Origin of the sequence: Vibrio hepatarius (genome assembly GCF_018860525.1) — a bacterium.
Lineage (GTDB): Bacteria > Pseudomonadota > Gammaproteobacteria > Enterobacterales > Vibrionaceae > Vibrio > Vibrio hepatarius_B.
The window spans coordinates 1-20,871 of the sequence record NZ_JAHKPM010000021.1 but is presented as its reverse complement, the minus strand read 5'-3'; the positions used below and the strand labels follow the sequence as shown (position 1 = coordinate 20,871).

17 protein-coding genes, 2 tRNA genes and 1 pseudogene are annotated in these 20,871 nt (G+C 41.9%); 17 read left to right on the top strand and 3 right to left on the bottom strand.

The annotated features are described in order from the left end of the window. Nucleotides 1-2 precede the first annotated feature (2 nt). From folP to rimI, 4 genes are all read left to right on the top strand, one after another. Entirely contained in the window at nucleotides 3-836 is an 834-nt protein-coding gene (folP, locus tag KO511_RS06405) for a dihydropteroate synthase (RefSeq protein WP_215986638.1), read from the top strand. A gap of 19 nt (nucleotides 837-855) precedes the next feature. Continuing rightward, a complete protein-coding gene (glmM, locus tag KO511_RS06400) occupies nucleotides 856-2,196 on the top strand; it encodes a phosphoglucosamine mutase (RefSeq protein ID WP_215986637.1) in 1,341 nt (446 codons plus the stop codon). Between the two features lie 100 nt (nucleotides 2,197-2,296). Beyond that, nucleotides 2,297-2,695 carry a DNA polymerase III subunit psi gene (locus KO511_RS06395; protein WP_215986636.1) on the top strand — a complete coding sequence of 133 codons (399 nt, stop codon included), beginning with the start codon at nucleotides 2,297-2,299 and terminating at the stop codon, nucleotides 2,693-2,695. A 6-nt stretch (nucleotides 2,696-2,701) separates the two neighbouring features. Beyond that, nucleotides 2,702-3,151: a ribosomal protein S18-alanine N-acetyltransferase gene (gene rimI, locus KO511_RS06390; RefSeq protein WP_215986635.1), complete on the top strand. Its 450-nt coding sequence runs from the start codon at nucleotides 2,702-2,704 to the stop codon at nucleotides 3,149-3,151. 11 nt (nucleotides 3,152-3,162) lie between these two features. Here rimI and KO511_RS06385 read toward each other — a convergent pair whose 3' ends face one another. Further along, a complete protein-coding gene (locus KO511_RS06385; RefSeq protein ID WP_215986634.1) occupies nucleotides 3,163-5,214 on the bottom strand; it encodes a putative bifunctional diguanylate cyclase/phosphodiesterase in 2,052 nt (683 codons plus the stop codon). Between the two features lie 210 nt (nucleotides 5,215-5,424). Between KO511_RS06385 and prfC the strand changes: the two genes are divergently transcribed. Continuing rightward, a complete protein-coding gene (gene prfC, locus KO511_RS06380) occupies nucleotides 5,425-7,014 on the top strand; it encodes a peptide chain release factor 3 (RefSeq protein ID WP_215986633.1) in 1,590 nt (529 codons plus the stop codon). Nucleotides 7,015-7,090: 76 nt separating this feature from the next. On the opposite strand, the gene srmB is transcribed toward prfC, so the two are convergent. Both srmB and KO511_RS06370 read right to left on the bottom strand, forming a co-directional pair. After that, complete coding sequence (gene srmB / locus KO511_RS06375) at nucleotides 7,091-8,323, bottom strand: ATP-dependent RNA helicase SrmB (RefSeq protein WP_215986632.1); 1,233 nt, start codon at nucleotides 8,321-8,323, stop codon at nucleotides 7,091-7,093. A 90-nt stretch (nucleotides 8,324-8,413) separates the two neighbouring features. Continuing rightward, nucleotides 8,414-9,127: a tRNA1(Val) (adenine(37)-N6)-methyltransferase gene (locus KO511_RS06370; protein WP_215986631.1), complete on the bottom strand. Its 714-nt coding sequence runs from the start codon at nucleotides 9,125-9,127 to the stop codon at nucleotides 8,414-8,416. A 296-nt stretch (nucleotides 9,128-9,423) separates the two neighbouring features. Between KO511_RS06370 and brnQ the strand changes: the two genes are divergently transcribed. From brnQ to truB, 12 genes and pseudogenes are all read left to right on the top strand, one after another. After that, the gene (gene brnQ / locus KO511_RS06365) at nucleotides 9,424-10,737 is read left to right on the top strand and encodes a branched-chain amino acid transport system II carrier protein (RefSeq protein WP_215986630.1); all 1,314 of its coding nucleotides are present in this window, start codon (nucleotides 9,424-9,426) and stop codon (nucleotides 10,735-10,737) included. A gap of 161 nt (nucleotides 10,738-10,898) precedes the next feature. Then, nucleotides 10,899-11,997 (top strand): peptide chain release factor 2 gene (prfB, locus tag KO511_RS06360; RefSeq protein WP_125322545.1). Its coding sequence is split into 2 segments (ribosomal slippage): nucleotides 10,899-10,973 and nucleotides 10,975-11,997, totalling 1,098 coding nucleotides; the frame shifts between segments, so codons are not numbered across the junction. A 41-nt stretch (nucleotides 11,998-12,038) separates the two neighbouring features. Beyond that, nucleotides 12,039-13,559 carry a lysine--tRNA ligase gene (gene lysS / locus KO511_RS06355; RefSeq protein ID WP_215986629.1) on the top strand — a complete coding sequence of 507 codons (1,521 nt, stop codon included), beginning with the start codon at nucleotides 12,039-12,041 and terminating at the stop codon, nucleotides 13,557-13,559. Between the two features lie 294 nt (nucleotides 13,560-13,853). Beyond that, on the top strand, nucleotides 13,854-14,357 hold the full coding sequence (locus tag KO511_RS06350) for a GNAT family N-acetyltransferase (RefSeq protein ID WP_215986628.1): 504 nt from the start codon (nucleotides 13,854-13,856) through the stop codon (nucleotides 14,355-14,357). Nucleotides 14,358-14,570: 213 nt separating this feature from the next. After that, nucleotides 14,571-14,906, top strand: coding sequence for a preprotein translocase subunit SecG (gene secG / locus KO511_RS06345; RefSeq protein WP_215986627.1), 336 nt, complete (start codon nucleotides 14,571-14,573; stop codon nucleotides 14,904-14,906). Between the two features lie 31 nt (nucleotides 14,907-14,937). Continuing rightward, nucleotides 14,938-15,021 (top strand) — tRNA-Leu (locus tag KO511_RS06340). A 54-nt stretch (nucleotides 15,022-15,075) separates the two neighbouring features. After that, a tRNA-Met gene (locus KO511_RS06335) sits at nucleotides 15,076-15,152 on the top strand. 207 nt (nucleotides 15,153-15,359) lie between these two features. Further along, complete coding sequence (gene rimP, locus KO511_RS06330) at nucleotides 15,360-15,815, top strand: ribosome maturation factor RimP (RefSeq protein ID WP_215986626.1); 456 nt, start codon at nucleotides 15,360-15,362, stop codon at nucleotides 15,813-15,815. Nucleotides 15,816-15,839: 24 nt separating this feature from the next. Then, nucleotides 15,840-17,327 carry a transcription termination factor NusA gene (gene nusA / locus KO511_RS06325; protein ID WP_215986625.1) on the top strand — a complete coding sequence of 496 codons (1,488 nt, stop codon included), beginning with the start codon at nucleotides 15,840-15,842 and terminating at the stop codon, nucleotides 17,325-17,327. A 21-nt stretch (nucleotides 17,328-17,348) separates the two neighbouring features. After that, nucleotides 17,349-20,039: a translation initiation factor IF-2 gene (infB, locus tag KO511_RS06320; protein WP_215986624.1), complete on the top strand. Its 2,691-nt coding sequence runs from the start codon at nucleotides 17,349-17,351 to the stop codon at nucleotides 20,037-20,039. Nucleotides 20,040-20,142: 103 nt separating this feature from the next. Next, on the top strand, nucleotides 20,143-20,556 hold the full coding sequence (gene rbfA, locus KO511_RS06315; RefSeq protein ID WP_215986623.1) for a 30S ribosome-binding factor RbfA: 414 nt from the start codon (nucleotides 20,143-20,145) through the stop codon (nucleotides 20,554-20,556). Then, a pseudogene (truB, locus tag KO511_RS06310) lies at nucleotides 20,556-20,871 on the top strand (tRNA pseudouridine(55) synthase TruB); the annotation flags it as partial. The gene rbfA and the pseudogene truB, both read left to right, overlap by 1 nt.

Sequence of the window (20,871 nt, the reverse complement as noted above, 5' to 3'; positions counted from 1 at the left end):
TTATGATAATTAAAACCAATAATAAATCCCTAGATTTATCCATACCACAAGTGATGGGTATTCTTAATGTTACGCCTGATTCTTTTTCTGATGGCGGGAAATTCAACTCGCTTGATTTTGCAATATTACAAGCAAAAAAAATGGTTGAGAGTGGCGTGAGCATCATTGATGTTGGTGGTGAATCGACGCGTCCAGGTGCACCAGATGTCAGCTTGGAAGATGAACTCTCGCGGGTAATTCCCGTGATTAAAGCTATTCGAGAACAATTTGATGTTTGGATATCTATCGATACTAGCAAAGCAGAAGTTATGCGCCAAGCTATAGAGGCTGGAGCAGACATGATTAATGATGTACGAGCCTTACAAGAGCCAGGTGCGTTAGAAGTCGCAGCAGTATCTGGAGTGCCAATTTGTTTGATGCACATGCAAGGGCAACCACGTACCATGCAAGCAAAACCTCAATACCAAAACTTACTCACAGACGTTGGCAAGTTTCTCCAGGAACGTATTGCAGCTTGTGAAGCAAAGGGCATTGATAGGAATCAACTGATTCTTGACCCTGGCTTTGGCTTTGGAAAAACGTTAGAACACAACTATCATTTATTGGCGAATCTCGAATATTTTCAAGAGTTTGGTTTGCCAATACTTGCCGGGATGTCTCGTAAATCTATGCTGTTTAAACTACTAGATACTGCCCCAGCTGAGTGTGTTGCTGCCAGCGTAACATGTGCAACTGTAGCGGCGATGAAGGGTGCACAAATCATTAGAGTGCATGATTTTGAGCAAACTCTTGATGCAATGAAAGTTGTTACAATGGTCAGAAACAACATTGATTAAAAATTTGTAAGGAATAAGCATGTCTGATAAAAGACGTTATTTTGGTACCGATGGTGTTCGTGGCCATGTGGGGCAGTATCCTATTACCCCTGATTTTATTTTGAAGCTAGGTTGGGCTGCAGGGCGAGTATTAGCCAAGCAGGGAACCCAAAAAGTGATTATCGGTAAAGATACTCGAATCTCTGGTTACATGCTGGAATCAGCACTTGAAGCCGGTCTTGCTGCTGCCGGTTTAAACGCAACTTTGACTGGGCCTATGCCAACCCCTGCTGTAGCATATTTAACCCAAACGTTTCGTGCAGAGGCTGGCATTGTAATTTCAGCTTCCCACAATCCATATTATGACAATGGAATTAAATTTTTCTCCTCTGAAGGGACTAAACTTCCAGATAGTATTGAACTGGCTATTGAAGCTGAACTGGATAGAGAAATTGAGTGTGTAGAATCATCTCTATTAGGCAAAGCTAGCCGCCTTAATGATGCTGCAGGTCGTTATATTGAGTTTTGTAAGAGCACTTTTCCCTCAGAAAGTAGCCTTGCTGGATTAAAAATTGTGGTTGATTGTGCAAATGGAGCGACCTATCACATTGCGCCATCAGTATTTAGTGAGTTAGGCGCTGATATCATAGCAATGGGTGTTGAGCCTAATGGTACAAATATCAATCACCAAGTTGGAGCAACCGATGTCACTGCCTTGCAAAAAAAAGTCATCGAAGAACAAGCTGATTTGGGTCTAGCATTTGATGGTGATGGCGATCGAATCATTATGGTCGATCATTTAGGCAATAAAGTAGATGGAGACCAAATCGCTTATATTATTGCTCGAGATGCGATGCAGCGTGGAGAGCTAAAAGGTGGTGTTGTTGGCACATTGATGACCAATTTAGGCATGGAAATTGGCCTTAAAGAACTTGGAATTCCTTTTGTACGAGCAGCTGTGGGAGACAGGTATGTAATGGAACAGCTTTTGGATAAAGGTTGGAAAATTGGTGCTGAAAATTCCGGGCATATTATCTTGCTTGATAAAGTGACAACAGGGGATGCGATTGTTGCCTCTTTACAGGTTTTAGCTTCAGTTGTTGGTAATAAAATACCACTTCATCAACTGACTCAAGGAATGACATTATATCCCCAAGTGCTGGAAAATGTACGTTTTACTGGCGACTCTAACCCACTAGAATCACTTGAGGTTAAATCGTCGGTAGAGGCGGTAGAGGCAGAGCTTGGCGATAAGGGGAGAGTCCTATTAAGAAAGTCAGGAACCGAGCCTTTGATCCGTGTTATGGTCGAAGGTGAAGATGCAGGTATTGTTCAAACGTCGGCACTTAAAATCGCGGATGCAGTAAAAGCTAGTTTCTAGGATAATGTGGCCCTTTTTATTTAAGGGCTATAGCCTTTTCGTTGCTGGTATTATTTTATGTTAGAATGTCCCTTATTCTTTCCATCTATGTAACGAGTTTATGCCGAGCAAAGAGCATGCTTATCTGCACGAAATGGGCATTCAGGTCTATGAAGTGCAAGATGTTGATAAACTACCAGGTTATCAGCCAGCGCCCATACGTTTACCAGCTTCATGTAAACTCGTTTTTCTGTCCTCGAGTTATCCAACTGGTGAAGATGCTGAGTTATTTGAGAAAGTTTTACAAAGTATTGAGCTCACTCTAGATGATGCTCTACATGTCTTGCCACAATATGCCAATCTTGTTTTCAACCAGAATCAAGACTGGGTGTGGTTTTCAGGGTGCCAAGTTGATTCAAAAATAAAGGGTAAAGTTTTACACTCTCATGATTTGTCTTGTGTTAAAGCTGATCAAAAACTGCGTCGAGCTCTATGGCAACAAATTTGTGAAAAACGATAGCTTTTTATGTCTTTAAATATTTCTTCGCTTAAAAAAGAACACCTCCCAGAGGTTTTTCAGATTGAAACACAAGCCCATACTCACCCATGGTCTATAAAACTCATTGGAGATATTAATGGAAGAGGTGCTTGTCATCATGTGTTGGTGAAAGGTGATAGGGTAGTGGGATACTTTTATGCTCAGAATATTCTAGGTGAGGTTACCTTACTCAATATTGCGGTTCACCCCAAGTATCACGGTCGTGGTTATGGAAAGGCATTGTTAGAGGCTTTTCTGGATATGTGTGCAATGGTCAATGCAGAAAGTGCATGGTTAGAAGTTAGAGAGAGTAACCAAAGAGCCTATACACTATATGAGGTGGCTGGTTTTAATGAGGTAGATAGAAGAAAAGGTTACTACCCCACCAAACCTGGAGGAAAAGAAGACGCCATAATAATGAGTTATCTTTTTCTTTAGCTCTTAACCAACTACTTTTGTATCGATTTAACTGCGTCGGAACCTTCTACTGGGTAGAAGTTCGCTTCAAATCTTGAGGGTAATTCTGAAGCAGGAAGTGGTTTGTCAAACAGATAACCTTGGAACTGGTCACAACCTAATTTCCTTAAAATATTAAGCTCAGCAGCTTCCTCTACACCCTCTGCGATGACTTCTAGATTCAATCTTTGGGCCATCATTATGATTGCATCGACAATAGCTTGATCACTTTCTTCTAAATGTACTTGGGTAACAAAAGAGCGGTCTATTTTAAGTACGTCTGCCGACAAATGTTTTAAATATCTGAGAGATGAGTATCCAGTACCAAAATCATCAATAGAAATCTTGAGGTTAAATTCTTTCAGCTTGCTCATTTTTTCTATTGCGTCTTCAACATTTTCAAGTAACAAGTTCTCGGTAATTTCTAATTCGATATGATCCCCATTGATCCCAGCTTGTGCAAGTGCATCATGGATATACTCAACAAAGCTATGCTGAGAAAATTGAAGTGGGCTGATATTGATAGCTAATCGTTTGAAGGTGTCAGGAAGCACCCCTTGCTTGTGCCATGCGGCATATTGATGTAAAGCTTGCTCAATAATCCAATTGCCTATTTGCAGTATTTGCCCAGTTTCTTCTGCAATGGGCATAAATACCCCAGGTGGTAATAAGCCTTTTTCAGGGTGATTCCAGCGGATTAAAGCTTCAACACCGACAATTTGTTGGTTTCCACTAACTTGAGGCTGATAGTAAAGTTCAAGCTGGTCTTTGTTAATGGCTTCATGTAAGCCTTTTTCTATTTCAAGAAACGATTCCACCTGAGCTTGCATTTCAGGCTCATAGAACATGTATTTGTTTCTTCCAGCTACTTTAGCACGATATAAAGCGGTATCAGCCTGACGTAAGACATCGATATTGGTACTATTAACTGATGGGAATACGGAAATACCTACACTAGTTGTACAGTAAAGTAAATGATCGTCAATAGAATATGGATTCGAAATCAAGGCGAGAAGTTGTTGAGCTGTATCATGAGCTTTATCTGGGTGGATTGAAGGCATAAGAATAGCAAACTCATCCCCTCCAATGCGAGCAGCAGTATAATCATCAGCAAGCCAAGCTTCCACACGTTTAGCTATAGCTTTAATTAGATGATCTCCGATGGTATGGCCTAAAGAGTCATTTATAGTTTTAAAGCGATCTAAGTCCAGATAAAAGAGTACTCCGGCTGTGTTGTCTAATTTTGCTTTTTCAATTACCTCTTCAAGGGTTTGTAGCAATAAGCTTCGATTTGCTAGACCTGTTAGTGAGTCATAATAGGCTAACTGATTAAGTTTTACTTCAGCTGCTTCTCTATCTTTCCATAAGTTATGGAATGTACTTGCCAACTGTCCCAATTCATCATCTCGATGAAGGTTTGGCATGGTAACTCCAGGTGTTTTGTTCTGCAGAGATTTTACCCACTCTATGAGAGTGACAAGTGGTTTAGATAGTTTTTGATAGAAAAATAGTAACAATATCGTTGTCAGCAAAATATTTCTAAACAGATCGAATAAAAGTATTTGGCTCGTCTTGGCGATAAAATTTTTCGCGATATTGGCACCATTTACCGAAAAACTGAGCATACCGACAACAACGTGCGAATTAGGTTGGTGTAGCTCAGTCTCATAGACTGGTGTATTTGGTGTTAGATAATGAGAAAGAGCTTCGGTAAACGAGCTTTCCATCGCTATGTTTCTGTCTTGCTCAGTCAGGACATCACCAAAGTCATCGACAATGGCAACTTGGTAGATTGCACTATCCATCAGTAAACTGGATGCTACTTGCTCAGCCAACAGCTGGTTTAAATGGTATGCAGCTTGACTGGCGTTAGAGTAGTTCTGCAACAGTTTAAACTGATAGTGTTCTTCTATCCGTTTATGCTCCTGATGGAGATCCACCAAAATTTGATACAGGCTAAAAATGATTCCCAGTATCACTGACACTAGAAATACGGTTTTTGCTTGTCGGAATGCTAATGAATTTATTTTCTTGCTAGCAGGCATAATCTTAACTGGTTCCCTCTACTCCTTTAGTTATAGACTAAATTTATTGATATTTTAATTTGTAGTGGATTTCAAGCAGATTTATTTGTCTTTGTTGCTCCTAAAGCCAATATAAGCGAGAATACGGAGCAAAATAGAATCGATAAGCTAGTTTAAAAATCATGACTCATTCTGACATTGACTAGCACTCATACTTAAGAAGATCCTTTGATGTCAAATACAGTATTTACTGGCGAAGTTTCTAAACGTAGAACGTTCGCTATTATTTCTCACCCCGATGCGGGTAAGACCACCATTACTGAGAAAGTATTACTTTTTGGGCGTGCCATTCAAACTGCGGGGACGGTCAAAGGGAGAGGTTCAGCACAGCACGCAAAGTCTGACTGGATGGAAATGGAAAAAGAGCGCGGTATCTCGGTAACCACATCAGTGATGCAGTTTCCATACAACGAGTGCTTGGTGAATCTGCTTGATACTCCAGGGCACGAAGATTTTTCGGAAGATACTTATCGTACTCTTACTGCAGTCGATTCATGCCTTATGGTTATAGATGCTGCAAAGGGTGTCGAAGACCGTACCCGTAAGTTAATGGAAGTGACTAGGCTACGTGATACTCCTATTGTTACATTTATGAACAAACTGGATCGTGATATCCGTGATCCAATGGAGCTACTTGATGAAGTCGAAAGTGAACTGAGAATTGCTTGTGCTCCTATTACTTGGCCAATAGGATGTGGTAAAGAGTTTAAAGGTATTTACCATATTGAACGTGATGAGACAGTTCTCTACACCACTGGTCATGGGCATACTATCCAAGATACGCGCATTATTAAAGGTCTGGATAATCCAGAATTGAACCATGCGGTTGGAGATGAGTTAGCTCAACAGCTGCGTGAAGAACTTGAACTTGTTATTGGTGCCTGCCCTGAATTTGATCAAGAGCTTTTTCTTGCTGGAGAACTTACCCCAGTCTATTTTGGTACAGCATTGGGTAACTTTGGTGTTGATCATATGCTGGATGGTTTAACTGAGTGGGCACCTGCACCTATGTCTCGCCAAGCAAATGAACGTCAAGTTGAAGCATGCGAAGACAATTTCTCTGGCTTTGTGTTTAAAATTCAGGCAAATATGGATCCTAAACACAGAGATCGAATTGCTTTTATGCGTGTTGTTTCTGGAACCTATAAACAAGGTATGAAGATGAACCATGTTCGTCTTGGGAAACAAATCAATATTTCTGATGCCGTTACTTTTATGGCTGGTGATCGCTCAAGAGCAGAAAATGCCTATGCAGGTGATATTATAGGGTTACATAATCATGGAACTATCCAGATTGGAGACACTTTCACTCAGGGTGAAACATTAAAATTTGCAGGGATCCCCAACTTTGCGCCAGAGCTATTTCGTCGTATCCGACTTAAAGATCCACTCAAACAGAAACAGTTATTAAAAGGTCTGGTTCAGCTGTCTGAAGAAGGGGCGGTACAGGTTTTCCGTCCATTACAAAATAACGACCTAATCGTCGGAGCTGTTGGTGTTCTGCAATTTGATGTGGTGGTTGCACGATTAAAAGCTGAATATAACGTAGAAGCTATCTATGAGGGAGTTAACGTTGCAACTGCTCGTTGGGTAGAGTGTGATGATGGTAAAATTTTAGATGAATTCCAGAGAAAAAATCAAGTGAACCTAGCTCTTGATGGGGGAGATAACTTGACATATATCGCACCGACTATGGTTAACCTCAATTTGGCAAAAGAGCGTTTCCCTGATGTGGATTTTCGCGTGACTCGTGAGCACTGATAACCTTCATATTTTTAAGCTATGAGCATATAAAGGGTTGGCACTATAGTGCCGACCCTTTATATATCTATTGCTTCTACTTTTTATTTTTAGAGGGTTTATTTTTAGTTTTGATTTGAGATTTTTTCTTGTCGTCTTTTTTCTTTTTCTTAAATACAGGCTTTTTGTGTTTTGGACGAAGTTCTTTAATAAATCTTTCTTTAATATCTTCTTTCACGTAACGAGCGACACGTTCCATCATAGATTGGTCATGGGCTTCAATTATTGAGATGGCGTTACCTTTTTTACCCGCGCGTGCAGTTCGGCCAATACGGTGTAGGTAGACATCAGCACTACGTGGCATATCATAATTGATGACATGGCTGATATCTGGTAGGTCAATACCACGAGCGGCAACATCTGTGGCAATCAGTATGTTGACTGTACCATCACGAAAACGAGATATCGCATTATTACGGCGATCTTGGGGCATTTCACCTTGAATCCAAGCGCATTGGATATTGTCTTTTTCAAGTTCGGAACGAAGATCTGCCAATCGATCACGAGTTTTGACAAAGATAATAGTTCGTTCGGCTTGCTCAGTCAGAATATTTTTTAGAAGTGCGAGTTTGTGTGTTAGGTCATCCGCACGATGATACCATTGAGCTATTTTCTTACGTTCACGACGTGAAGGGTCTGCATCAATTTTGGCAGGCTCCTTGAGCAAATCCGCAGTGAAGCCTTCTACGCCTTTACCTTCTAAAGTGGCAGAAAATAGCAAAGTCTGTTTACGCCAACGACACTCGGAGGATAGGCGATCGACTGTTGGCGCAAAACCCATATCGAGCATGCGGTCAGCCTCATCTAAGATAAGCCATTCGATAGCTCGACAATCAAAGCGCTCTGCTTCGATGTATTCCATTAATCTGCCAGGGGTTGCAACGACGATGTCTTGCGTTGTAGAAAGGATATCGGCATGCTCTTGGTATTGAACCCCACCAGTAATAGTGAAAATATTCAATTTAGCATGTCTTGCCATACAACGAGCTTGTTCGGCAACTTGCATTGCTAATTCTCGTGTAGGGGTGAGAATTAAAATACGTGCCGGGCCTGGTTTACGGCGGGGGAAGTCATGCAGGTATTGTAATGCAGGAAGTACAAAAGCTGCGGTTTTACCCGTGCCAGTTGGTGCTGACGCTAGAATATCCCTGCCATCTAAAGCTTGTGGAATAGATTCAGCTTGAATCTGAGTTGGGCGATTAAACCCCATTTCTTCAATTGCGATGAGCAGGTTTGGATCGAGATCTAGTTCAGCAAAATTTTTGATCACTCTGGTATCTCCACAAACTGGTAAGTGAGAACAATAAAGTCGAAGGAAAGTATTATAGAGACTTCGGTGATAAGGATCACACCTTAATTTCTACATCTTGAGATAAAACGCCTGAGTAAGGTCAATAAACTCCTTTGTGTAGAGGTTATTTGTTCGAATGGTGAGTTTCTGAGTTTCGGTTTGTACATTTGTTCGCGTTAGTTGTATGAGTAGGCGATGAGTCGGCTTCTTATCTGTAGGGCTGACTTCACATAGTTTGGCTAAAAACCAGCCTAGCTGCTGTGCTTGGCTAATGAATCGTCGTCCTTCAATTTCAGGAAGAATAAACCATGCATGGCCCTCTTTGGTTATTAGGTTGATACATTGTTTTAGCAAAGCTTGATGACTAAGAGCTAAAGTGTGTCGGGCAATTGCCCGTGTTTGTGTTTTAGCTATTTCTCCACTATCGAAGTAGGGAGGGTTACAGATAATTGTGTCGTATTTATGTTGAAATGGAAAAGTTAATACGTTACCTGCCAGCAGGTTTAAACGAGTTTGCCAAGGAGATAGTAGGAAGTTGTTCTTTGCTGCTAAAAGAGCTTGCCTATTAATTTCAATTGCATCAATGTAACAGCCATTATTTTTCTGAGCACACATTAAAGCGAGCAACCCAGTTCCTGTTCCTATATCTAAGATTCTTGCAGATATACCTATCTCACACCAAGCACCAAGTAATACACTATCTGTACTCACGGGCATACCTGAGAGTCCTCTAGTTACCTTAAATTGCTTGAATGCAAAGTCTTTAGTTTGAGTATTTTTCATTTTCTTCTGTTCACAGCTATACAATTAATGCTTGTTTCTTATTTGTATTTTTTTTGTTTATTATTTGTTATATTTGCTCGTGTTATCTAACGATATTATTGTCTTATTTTTATTTCTAAATTAGTCAATAATACTATTGATAACCCTTATTTATAAATTTATATGGTGTTCTTGTCCCTAGGCTTGCAGATAAGAGTGTGTTTCGTCATTATTCGCGTCCAAATTTATAGACTGGGTAACCTATTTGGATAGCTCAGCATACACAACATCAATCACAAATAGTTAAAGGGTCTCTTGTGAATCAGACTTTAAAATTAACAGATATTATTGCTTTAGGCTTTATGCTTTTCGCGTTCTTTTTAGGTGCCGGTAATATAATATTTCCGCCACAGGTAGGCCAGTTAGCAGGTGAAAATATGATGCCTGCTATGATAGGCTTTCTCGTAACTGCAGTGGGTCTCCCTCTTATTACAATCGTTGCTATTGCAGTCTCCGGTGGCTCGTGGGAGTGTCTTACTAAAGACTTACCTAAACGTGCTGCTATGCTGATGGCCGTATTAATCTTTATTATCATTGGCCCAGCTTTCGCAGCGCCGAGAACGGGGCTTGTTGCTTATGAAATGGCAGTTAAGCCATTTTTTGTAGAGGCCACTGAGGTACATTTGGCTCTGTTCTCTATGCTATTTTTTGCCGTCGCGATGTTTTTTGCTTGGTCGCAGGGAAAATTGATCGATGTTATCGGTAAAATATTAACCCCAGTATTGTTTATTGGATTGATTATTTTAGCACTGGCAGTGTTCGTTGACCCACAAGGTTCTATGTTATTTGCTCAAGGTGAATATCTAAGTCATCCGTTGCAAAAAGGTTTTCTTGACGGTTATAACACCATGGATACCTTTGGTTCACTCATGTTCGGTGTTTTGATTGTTGATGCTCTACGCCAGAAGGGGATCACAGAACAAAAAGCGACAGCTAGATACCTTATCAGTGCTGCATGTATTGCGGCTGCTGGCTTAGCTTTTGTTTATATATCTCTTTTCTATTTAGGCGCTACTAGCTCTGCGATAGCATCAGGTGCGGATAATGGCGGCGTTATCCTGAGCCTGTATATCCAATCTCTATTTGGTCCTTACGGCCAAGTTGTGTTGTCAGTTATTGTGTTACTTGCTTGTTTGACAACCGCGATAGGTCTTATTTCAGCGTGTTCAGACTACTTTAGCTCTTTGACTCCCGTATCATATAAAAAGTGGGTCATAATAATTGGTGTTGCTTGTGCTGTGGTTGCGAATGTCGGTTTGTCTCAATTAATCACATTATCTGTACCTGTGCTCTATGCTCTTTACCCAGTGGCCATTGCGCTTGTTGGACTCACATTTGTTCGCAAGCTTCTGCCTAATCCAAAACTTGCGTATCGAACCGTACTGGCTGTATCACTTCTTTTTGCTTTGGTTGACGCAGCTAAAGTTGCTGGGGTGGATGTGTCTGCATTTAATGTTTTACCTATGTTTGATCTTGGTATGGGATGGTTACTGCCAACTCTCGTCACTATGGTATGCATGTTCTTTATTGGTAAGTCAGAGCAGCCGACTATAAATAAAGAGGCGGCGTAACTCCCTAGTCTTTTAAGCTTAAAATCCTCCTGCTTGGCTTAACTTTGTAGGGGGATTTTTTGTGTACGGACTCGCGTTTCACTTTCAAAAAACCCTGTATCTTCATCACACTTTTCAGTACAATCTTTCGGTTAAATTCTACTCATAAATGTTGAGCAAACATGTTTGAAATCAATCCAATTAAAAACCGCCTTAAGGACGTGTCTGAGCGCACGAATGTCCTGAGGGGGTACCTTTGACTATGACGCTAAGCAAGAGCGCCTTGAAGAAGTCAACGCAGAGCTAGAGCAACCTGATGTCTGGAATGAACCTGAGCGTGCGCAGGCATTAGGAAAAGAAAGAGCATCTCTTGAGGCGGTTGTCGAGACCATAGATCAGCTTGTTCAAGGTGTTGAAGATGTTGACGGTCTACTAGAGCTGGCTGTAGAAGAGGAAGATCAAGAAACTTTTGACGAGATCGAACCAGAATTGGCTGAACTAGAGGGTAAGCTTGAAAAGCTTGAGTTTCGCCGTATGTTCGCTGGCGATCATGATGCTGCCGATTGCTATATTGATTTACAGTCAGGCTCTGGCGGCACAGAGGCGCAAGACTGGACATCTATGATGCTGCGCATGTATTTGCGTTGGGCTGAAGCGAAAGGTTTTAAGACTGAAGTTATAGAAGTATCAGACGGTGAAGTCGCGGGCCTTAAAGGCGCTACCGTCAAGGTTTCAGGCGAATACGCATACGGATGGTTGAGAACTGAAACAGGTGTTCATCGTTTGGTCCGTAAATCACCATTTGATTCAAGTGGGCGACGCCATACGTCGTTTGCTTCTGCTTTTATTTACCCTGAAATTGACGATAATATTAAGATTGATATTAATCCATCCGATCTTCGCATTGATGTCTACCGTGCATCTGGAGCTGGTGGCCAGCACGTAAACACCACTGAGTCAGCAGTACGTATTACGCACGTTCCAACCAATACGGTTGTCCAATGTCAAAATGATCGCTCCCAGCATAAGAATAAAGATCAGGCTATGAAGCAGCTTCGTGCCAAATTATTTGAACTAGAAATTCAAAAGCAAAATACTGAAAAACAAGCTAATGAAGATGCGAAATCAGATATTGGCTGGGGCAGTCAGATCCGCTCATATGTTTTAGACGACTCGCGTATTAAAGATCTGCGTACTGGTGTTGAAAACCGCAATACTCAAGCGGTTCTCGATGGTGATTTAGACAAATTTATCGAAGCTAGCCTGAAATCAGGTCTGTAAGCTTTTTACCGACATTCAAGCGAAACAGGATACATCGAACAATGACTGATGCTGTTCAAAACGAAAACCTACAAGAAGAAAATAAGCTGATTGCTGAGCGCCGAGCTAAATTGGATCAAATCCGTAAAGAGTGCAAGGCGAATGGACACCCTAATGATTTTCGCCGTGATGCACTAGCGGGCGATCTACAAAAACAGTTCGGTGAAAAAGCTAAAGAAGAGCTAGAAGAGCTGAATCATGTTGTGGCAATTACCGGCCGTATCATGGCTAAGCGAGGCCCTTTTTTGGTGATTCAAGAAACCTCTGGCCGTATCCAGGCTTATGCTGCAAAAGATGTGCAGAAAGATCTGAAAACTAAATATCAAGGTCTAGATATTGGCGATATTATCGGTGTTAAAGGCGCATTGCATAAATCAGGCAAGGGTGACCTTTACGTTAATATGGAAGAGTATGAATTGCTTACCAAGGCGCTTCGGCCTCTTCCTGAAAAATTCCACGGACTTACTGACCAAGAAATGCGTTACCGTCAGCGTTATGTGGATTTGATTGTTAACGAAGATTCTCGTCAAGCGTTTATTATTCGCTCTAAGCTGGTTTCATCTATCCGTAACTTCATGAGTGCGAAAGGCTATTTAGAAGTAGAAACACCTATGATGCATGCTATCCCTGGTGGTGCTACGGCTCGTCCTTTTATCACACACCACAATGCGCTGGATATTGATATGTATCTACGTGTTGCGCCAGAGCTATACCTCAAACGCTTGGTCGTTGGTGGTTTTGATCGCGTTTTTGAGATCAACAGAAACTTCCGTAATGAAGGACTATCACCACGCCATAATCCAGAGTTCACTATGATGGAATTCTATCAAGCGTATTCTGACTATAAAGATCTCATGGATCTTACTGAAGAAATGCTGAGTACCGTAGCAATGGATGTTTTAGGATCAACCTCTATGCCTTATGGTGATGAAACAGTAGAGTTTGGTGGCACATACGCACGTATGAGTATGTTTGAAGCAATAAAGCGCTACAATCCAGATCATGCTGAGATCCAAGCGTTAACGGATGAGAATCTACAAAATCGTGAAAAAATGGTTTCTATCGCGAAATCTGTACATGTTGAAGTGGAGTCATTTTGGACATGCGGCCAATTGCTGGAAGAGATTTTTGGTGAAACGGCTGAACCACATTTAATTCAGCCTACTTTCATCACAGGCTATCCAGCAGATATCTCACCACTTGCTCGTCGTAGTGATGATAACCCATTTTTTACTGATCGCTTTGAGTTCTTTATCGGTGGGCGTGAAGTGGCAAATGGTTTCTCGGAACTTAATGATGCTGAAGATCAAGATGCACGTTTTAAGGCTCAGGTTGATGCAAAAGATGCTGGCGATGATGAGGCTATGTACTACGATGCAGATTATATTGCTGCTCTAGAACATGGTCTGCCACCAACAGCTGGCCAGGGTATTGGTATTGACCGTCTAGCAATGTTGTTTACTAACACGCATACTATTCGTGATGTCATTTTGTTTCCAGCTATGCGCCCTCAATCTCAGTAGAGATGTTGGAAGTTGACTAAAGTTGTTTATAAGGCTGATATTATATCGGCCTTTTTTAGACCTAATTTGCTATAACCTTTAACGCTATATTATTTAGTTTGGGTTTATTCGATCAAATTGATGCATGTTTGTGCTAAAAAGTTTAAATAAGGTTGTTTTCAATGTTATTGCTATATGTACTTTGATTAATTACAGATTGAAAAGTGTATAAACCGTTGCAAACTTTTTTGATACATCTGGCGGATTGCGTTCATTAAGGGGTACAATTACTCATAGTGTAAAGTGAGGTGTTTAATGCTTATTAGAACAGAAGCTCCGGCAGATATTCTTGCCGTTGATAGGTTGCTTAAATCTACTTTTGAGACAGAATCTGAAGCTAATTTGGTGATGAGGCTAAGAGAAAATGGCTGTAGAACGCTATCATTAGTTGCGAGTGATGATGAAGGGCAAATCATAGGCTACGTTATGTTTAGTCCTGTCAGACTTAATGGCAATGATTTAAACTGGCAAGGCCTTGCTCCACTCGCTGTGCAAGCTGATTATCGAGGGCAAGGCTTAGCTGCTGAGCTTGTGAAAGAAGGTTTAACATCACTTAAAGAATTTAGCTACCCTGCTTGCGTTGTACTTGGCGAACCTAACTATTATTCACGTTTTGGGTTCAAAGCGTGTGAAAAGGTTGGTTTTTCATGTCAGTGGGAAGTGCCAATCGGTGCATTTCAGGTATTAGAACTGGCCGAAAATGAGTTTGCTAATCGTGGTGGTCTTATCGAATACAGCCCTGAGTTTTCAGCGCTTTAATCTAATAGCTAGGATGATTAAATTAGAAGTGTTCACTTTTGCCCTTTTTTTGAGCGCTTAATACCTCTAAAGCCATTTTTTTTAAAATTCTACTTGTCAGCGCAATGACCTTTCGTTAGTATTGCTCGGCCTTCAATAAGGGGGTCGCTAGCCTTGTTCAGAAAGTCATTTCGAGCGGCGCTGGCTCAACAATTTGGAACATAGGTGGAAATAATGTTTACAGTTCTACTTGTGATTTACCTGTTGGCAGCGATTGGTGTAATCGGCCTCGTGTTGATTCAACAAGGTAAAGGCGCAGATATGGGAGCCTCATTCGGTGCTGGCGCATCAAACACAGTGTTTGGCGCAGGCGGCTCAGGAAATTTTCTAACCCGAATGACTGCAGTTTTTGCAACAGTTTTTTTTGTACTCAGCTTAGTATTAGGTAACATGTCAACCCATAAAACTGAATCTCAGTGGGTTGATCCGACTCAAGGTCAAGTTATTCAACAAGCTGATGATGCAGCGAGTGAAGTTCCAGCCCCAACAGGCGATGAAATTCCTCAATAAGCTACTTTCTAGCTAAAAAATAGAATTAGCTGCCGAGATGGTGAAATTGGTAGACACGCTAGCATGAGGTGCTAGTGCCTTAGGTGTGAGGGTTCGAGTCCCTCTCTCGGCACCATGTTTACAAACTTGTAAAACACCTTGGAGAGCGTATAATACTCGACAAGTCGGACGCGGGGTGGAGCAGCTTGGTAGCTCGTCGGGCTCATAACCCGAAGGTCGTCGGTTCAAATCCGGCCCCCGCAACCAATCCTTATAGGATAAACAAGTTTGCACAGTGGCTTATGCAACTGTGAGTTAGGTAAGTCTGATTGCCTAACGTATAAGGGTCCAGCATCAAAAAACCCCGACTTTCGGGGTTTTTTGTTATCTAAATATCTCTATCTGAGGTGGTTAGAAGTTGCTTGGAATTTAAATTGGGCCCTGAGCCCTTTTTTTGTTTCTGGAGTGGTTTAAATGACTGGTTTAGAAAGACAACTTACTGAAATGCTTGAAGCTCCGGTTGTAGCATTAGGCTATGAGTTAGTTGGATTAGAATTTATTCGCGCAGGCGAACATTCGACGTTACGTATCTTTATTGATCATGAAGATGGAATTACAGTTGATGGTTGTGCAGAAGTCAGCCGTCAGGTAAGTGCAGTAATGGACGTTGAAGATCCGATCACAGTGGCTTACAACCTTGAAGTGTCTTCTCCAGGTTTAGAAAGGCCACTTTTCAAAGCAGAACACTATGAACAATTTATTGGTCACGAGGTCAGCATTGTTTTGAAAATGTCTGTAGTTAATCGCCGAAAATGGAAAGGAATTATCCACTCTATTGAAGGTGAAACAGTCACAGTTAATATCGACGGCAATGAAGAAGAGTTTGCTTTGAGCAATATTTCAAAAGCTAACCTGATCCCTAAATTTTAATTAAAGTCTTAGAGGCTATTTAAAATGAGTAAAGAAATTTTAGCGGTAGCAGAAGCGGTATCGAATGAGAAAGGGGTACCTCGTGAACGTATTTTTGAAGCCCTAGAAGTTGCTTTGGCGACATCTACTAAAAAAAAGCACAGTATTGAGATTGATGTACGAGTTGCTATCGATCGTAAAACTGGCGAATTTGACACTTTCCGCCGCTGGTTAGTCGTTGAGGAAGTAGAAAGTCCAACAAAAGAAATTTCTTTGGAAGCTGCGCAGTATGATGATGAATCAATGGACCTGGGCGATTTCGTAGAAGATGAAATTGAATCCGTTACATTTGATCGTATTACCACGCAGACAGCGAAACAAGTAATCGTACAAAAAGTGCGTGAAGCTGAGCGTGCACAGATCGTAGAACAATTCATCGATAATGAAGGTGAACTGGTAACAGGTGTTGTGAAAAAGGTAAACCGAGACACTATCATTCTCGATTTAGGCAACAATGCTGAAGCCGTAATTCTGCGAGATGACCAGCTTCCTCGTGAGAACAATCGTCCGGGTGACCGTGTCCGTGGCCTTTTATATCGTGTAGCACCAGATGCTCGTGGGTTCCAACTATTCATCACGCGCTCCAAGCCAGAAATGTTAATAGAGCTTTTTCGGGTGGAAGTGCCTGAAATAGCAGAAGAAATCATTGAGATGAAAGCGGCTGCTCGTGATCCTGGTTCTAGAGCAAAGATCGCAGTTAAGACTAATGATAAACGTATTGACCCAGTTGGAGCTTGTGTTGGTATGCGTGGTGCGCGTGTTCAAGCAGTATCGGGTGAGCTAGGCGGTGAGCGTATTGATATTGTGCTTTGGGACGATAATCCAGCGCAATTGGTTATTAATGCAATGGCCCCTGCTGATGTGGCTTCTATCATCGTTGATGAAGATGCTCATGCTATGGATATTGCAGTCGAAGCGGATAATCTTGCACAAGCTATTGGTCGTAATGGCCAAAATGTACGCTTGGCATCTCAGCTTACCGGCTGGGAGCTGAACGTTATGACAGTAGAAGATTTACACAAGAAGCATACTGAAGAGTCTCAGACGTCTATTGAAAACTTCATGAAGTATCTAGATATTGAAGAAGACTTTGCACAAATGCTAGTGGAAGAAGGTTTCTCTTCATTGGAAGAAATCGCTTATGTGCCAGTCAATGAATTACTTGAAGTTAATGGCTTAGATGAAGACTTAGTTGAAGAACTACGTACACGTGCAAAAGATGCTTTAACTACATTGGCCTTGGCTAAAGAAGAGTCTTTTGATGGTCTTGAGCCTGCTGAAGACTTATTAGCTTTAGATGGCTTAGAGAGAGAACTGGCTTTTAAACTTGCAGCTAAAGGTGTAATCACACTTGAAGATCTTGCTGATCAGGGTATTGATGATTTGGAAGGGATTGAAGACCTTGCCGAAGAGCGTGCTGGTGAGCTTATTATGGCGGCACGTAATATTTGTTGGTTCGGTGAAGATGAATAATTTCAGCAAGGAGAAAGTGTTATGACACAAATTACTGTTAAGGCTCTCAGTGACGAAATTGGTACGCCAGTTGATCGCTTGTTAGAGCAACTTGCTGATGCTGGTATGGCAAAAGCAAGTGCAGACCAGGTGAGTGAAGAAGAGAAACAGACACTTCTGACACACCTAAAAAAAGAGCACGGTGATACTTCTGGCGAAGCTGAGCCTACTCGCTTGACTCTACAGCGCAAAACTCGTAGCACACTAAGTGTGAACGCTGGTGGAGGAAAGAGTAAAGATGTTCAAATCGAAGTTCGTAAGAAACGAACTTATGTGAAGCGCAGTACTATCGAAGACGACGCAACTCGTGAAGCTGAGGAAACAGCAAAGCGTGAAGCCGAAGAGCTTGCGAAGCGTGAGGCTGAAGAAGCAGCAAAACGTGAAGCTGCAGAGAAAGCAAAGCGAGAGGCTGAAGAAAAAGCGAAACGAGAAGCGGATGCAAAACGTGAAGCTGGAGAAAAAGCCAAACGCGTACAAGCTGATAAGGCTAAGAAAGACATGAATGCAAAAAGTGCAGAATTGACCGTGCAAGCGAAAAGTGAAGCAGACGATCTAAAACGTCGTCAAGAAGAAGAAGCTCAGCGTAAAGCTGAGCAAGAAGCGGCAAAACTGGTTGAAGACGCTCGAAAACTAGCTGAAGAAAATGAAGTTCGTTGGAGTGAAGAAGAGAAGAAGAAAAAAGAGCTCGAAAACTCTGATTACCATGTAACCACTTCGACATACGCGCGTGAAGCAGAAGATGCTGCTGACCGTCGTGAAGAAGGCGGTCGCCGTAAGAAGAAGAAAGCTACTGGAGCCAAAACTGAAGAACAAAGCCGCAATGCTCGTAACCCGCGTGGTGGTAGAGGCCGTAATAAAGGTAAGCTCGCCAAACCGGCTTCGATGCAACAAGGCTTTGACAAAACTGCAACAGTTGCCAAAGCTGATGTTGTAATCGGTGAAACTATCGTAGTTTCTGAGCTGGCTAATAAAATGTCAGTGAAAGGCACCGAGGTTATAAAAGCGATGATGAAAATGGGTGCAATGGCAACCATAAATCAAGTTATCGACCAAGAAACTGCTCAGCTTATTGCCGAAGAAATGGGCCATAAAGTTACCCTGCGCAAGGAGAACGAACTAGAAGAAGCTGTACTATCTGATCGCGATAATCATGCTGAGTCTGTTCCTCGCGCGCCGGTTGTTACTATCATGGGTCACGTAGATCATGGTAAGACATCCACACTCGACTACATCCGTAAAGCTCACGTTGCGTCAGGTGAAGCGGGTGGTATTACTCAGCACATAGGTGCTTACCACGTTGAAACTGACAATGGTATGATTACCTTCCTTGATACTCCTGGACATGCGGCGTTTACTGCAATGCGTGCTCGTGGTGCTCAAGCAACAGATATCGTTGTACTTGTTGTAGCGGCTGATGATGGTGTTATGCCACAAACAATTGAAGCGATTCAACACGCGAAAGCAGCTGAAGTACCGCTAATTGTTGCTGTTAACAAGATCGATAAAGAAGATGCTAACCCAGATAATGTCAAGAACGAGCTGGCCCAATATAATGTAATCCCTGAAGAGTGGGGCGGTGAGAACATGTTTGTTCACATCTCTGCTAAGCAAGGCACTAACATTGAAGGCCTGCTAGAAACTATCCTTCTTCAATCTGAAGTTCTTGAACTATCTGCAGTTGCAGAAGGTATGGCATCTGGTGTGGTTGTAGAATCTCGTCTAGATAAAGGACGCGGTCCAGTTGCTACAGTATTGGTACAGTCTGGTACTTTGAACAAGGGTGACATCGTTCTATGTGGTCAAGAGTACGGCCGCGTACGTGCAATGCGTGACGAGAATGGTCAGGAAGTGACAACCGCTGGTCCTTCTATTCCTGTAGAGATTTTAGGCCTTTCTGGAGTTCCCGCTTCTGGTGATGAAGCTACTGTCGTTCGTGATGAACGTAAAGCTCGTGAAGTGGCAAACTACCGTCAAGGTAAATTCCGTGAAGTGAAACTTGCTCGTCAGCAAAAAGCGAAACTAGAGAATATGTTCTCTAATATGACCGCTGGTGAAGTCGCTGAATTGAACGTTGTTCTTAAAGCTGATGTACAGGGTTCTGTAGAAGCTATCTCTGACTCGCTAGTGAAGCTTTCTACCGATGAAGTTAAAGTGAATATTGTTGGTTCTGGTGTTGGTGGTATTACTGAAACTGACGCAGTATTAGCTGCAGCTTCTAATGCAATCCTGCTTGGTTTTAACGTACGTGCAGATGCAACTGCTCGCCGTACTGTTGAGAATGAAAACCTAGATCTTCGTTATTACTCAATTATTTACCAATTGATTGATGAAGTGAAACAGGCCATGGGCGGAATGCTAGCACCTGAGTTTAAGCAAGAGATTATTGGTCTTGCTGAAGTTCGTGATGTATTTAAGTCACCTAAGCTTGGTGCTATTGCAGGCTGTATGGTTACTGAAGGATTAATTAAGCGTAATAATCCAATTCGAGTTCTACGTGATAACATTGTTATCTACGAGGGTGAGCTTGAATCACTTCGTCGCTTTAAAGATGATGTTCAAGAAGTTAAGAGTGGTTACGAATGTGGTATCGGCGTTAAGAACTATAATGATGTTCGCGTTGGTGACCAAATTGAAGTATTCGAAATCATTGAAATAAAACGTACTCTTGATTAATTGACTAAACCAACTTTGAAAAATAAGTGGTAATTGGTTGTTGAATACACCATGGGGGGCTGGTTATGACCATCCCCCCATTCTTTCTAATAAGAGCAAAGATATGTCAAAAGAATTTAGTCGTACGCAGCGCGTCGCACAACAGCTGCAAAAAGAATTAGCCATGCTTCTACAGAGAGAAGTTCGTGATTCACGTTTAGGTATGGTGACTATTTCCGATGTGGAAGTATCACGTGATCTAGCTTATGCAAAAGTATTTGTGACCTTTTTATGTGTGGGTGAACAAACTCCAGAGTCATGTCTTATGGCATTACGTGAGCATGAAGTGCATATTCGCATGATGTTAGGTAAGCGAATTCGTCTGCGTTTAACGCCAGAGATTCGTTTCCATTACGATAATACTCTTGTTGAGGGTATGCGAATGTCGAATCTAGTGAGTGAGGTTATTAGCGAAGACAAACGCAAGCAGCAAGATGCTGGCCGTGAAGATAACAATCCAGAAGAGGGTAGTGCTTAATGGCTCGTCGTCGTAAAGGCCGCCCAGTTAATGGTGTTGTCCTTTTGGACAAACCTACAGGTATTTCATCCAATGATGCACTGCAAAAAGTAAAACGCATTTACTTTGCAGAAAAAGCAGGTCATACCGGTGCTTTGGATCCTCTAGCGACAGGTATGTTGCCAATCTGCTTGGGTGAAGCAACAAAGTTTTCTCAGTTCTTACTTGATTCCGATAAACGTTATCGAGTGATAGCAAAACTGGGTGAACGTACGGATACCTCAGACTCTGATGGTGATATTGTTGAGACACGCTCAGTTAATGTATCTCTCGAAA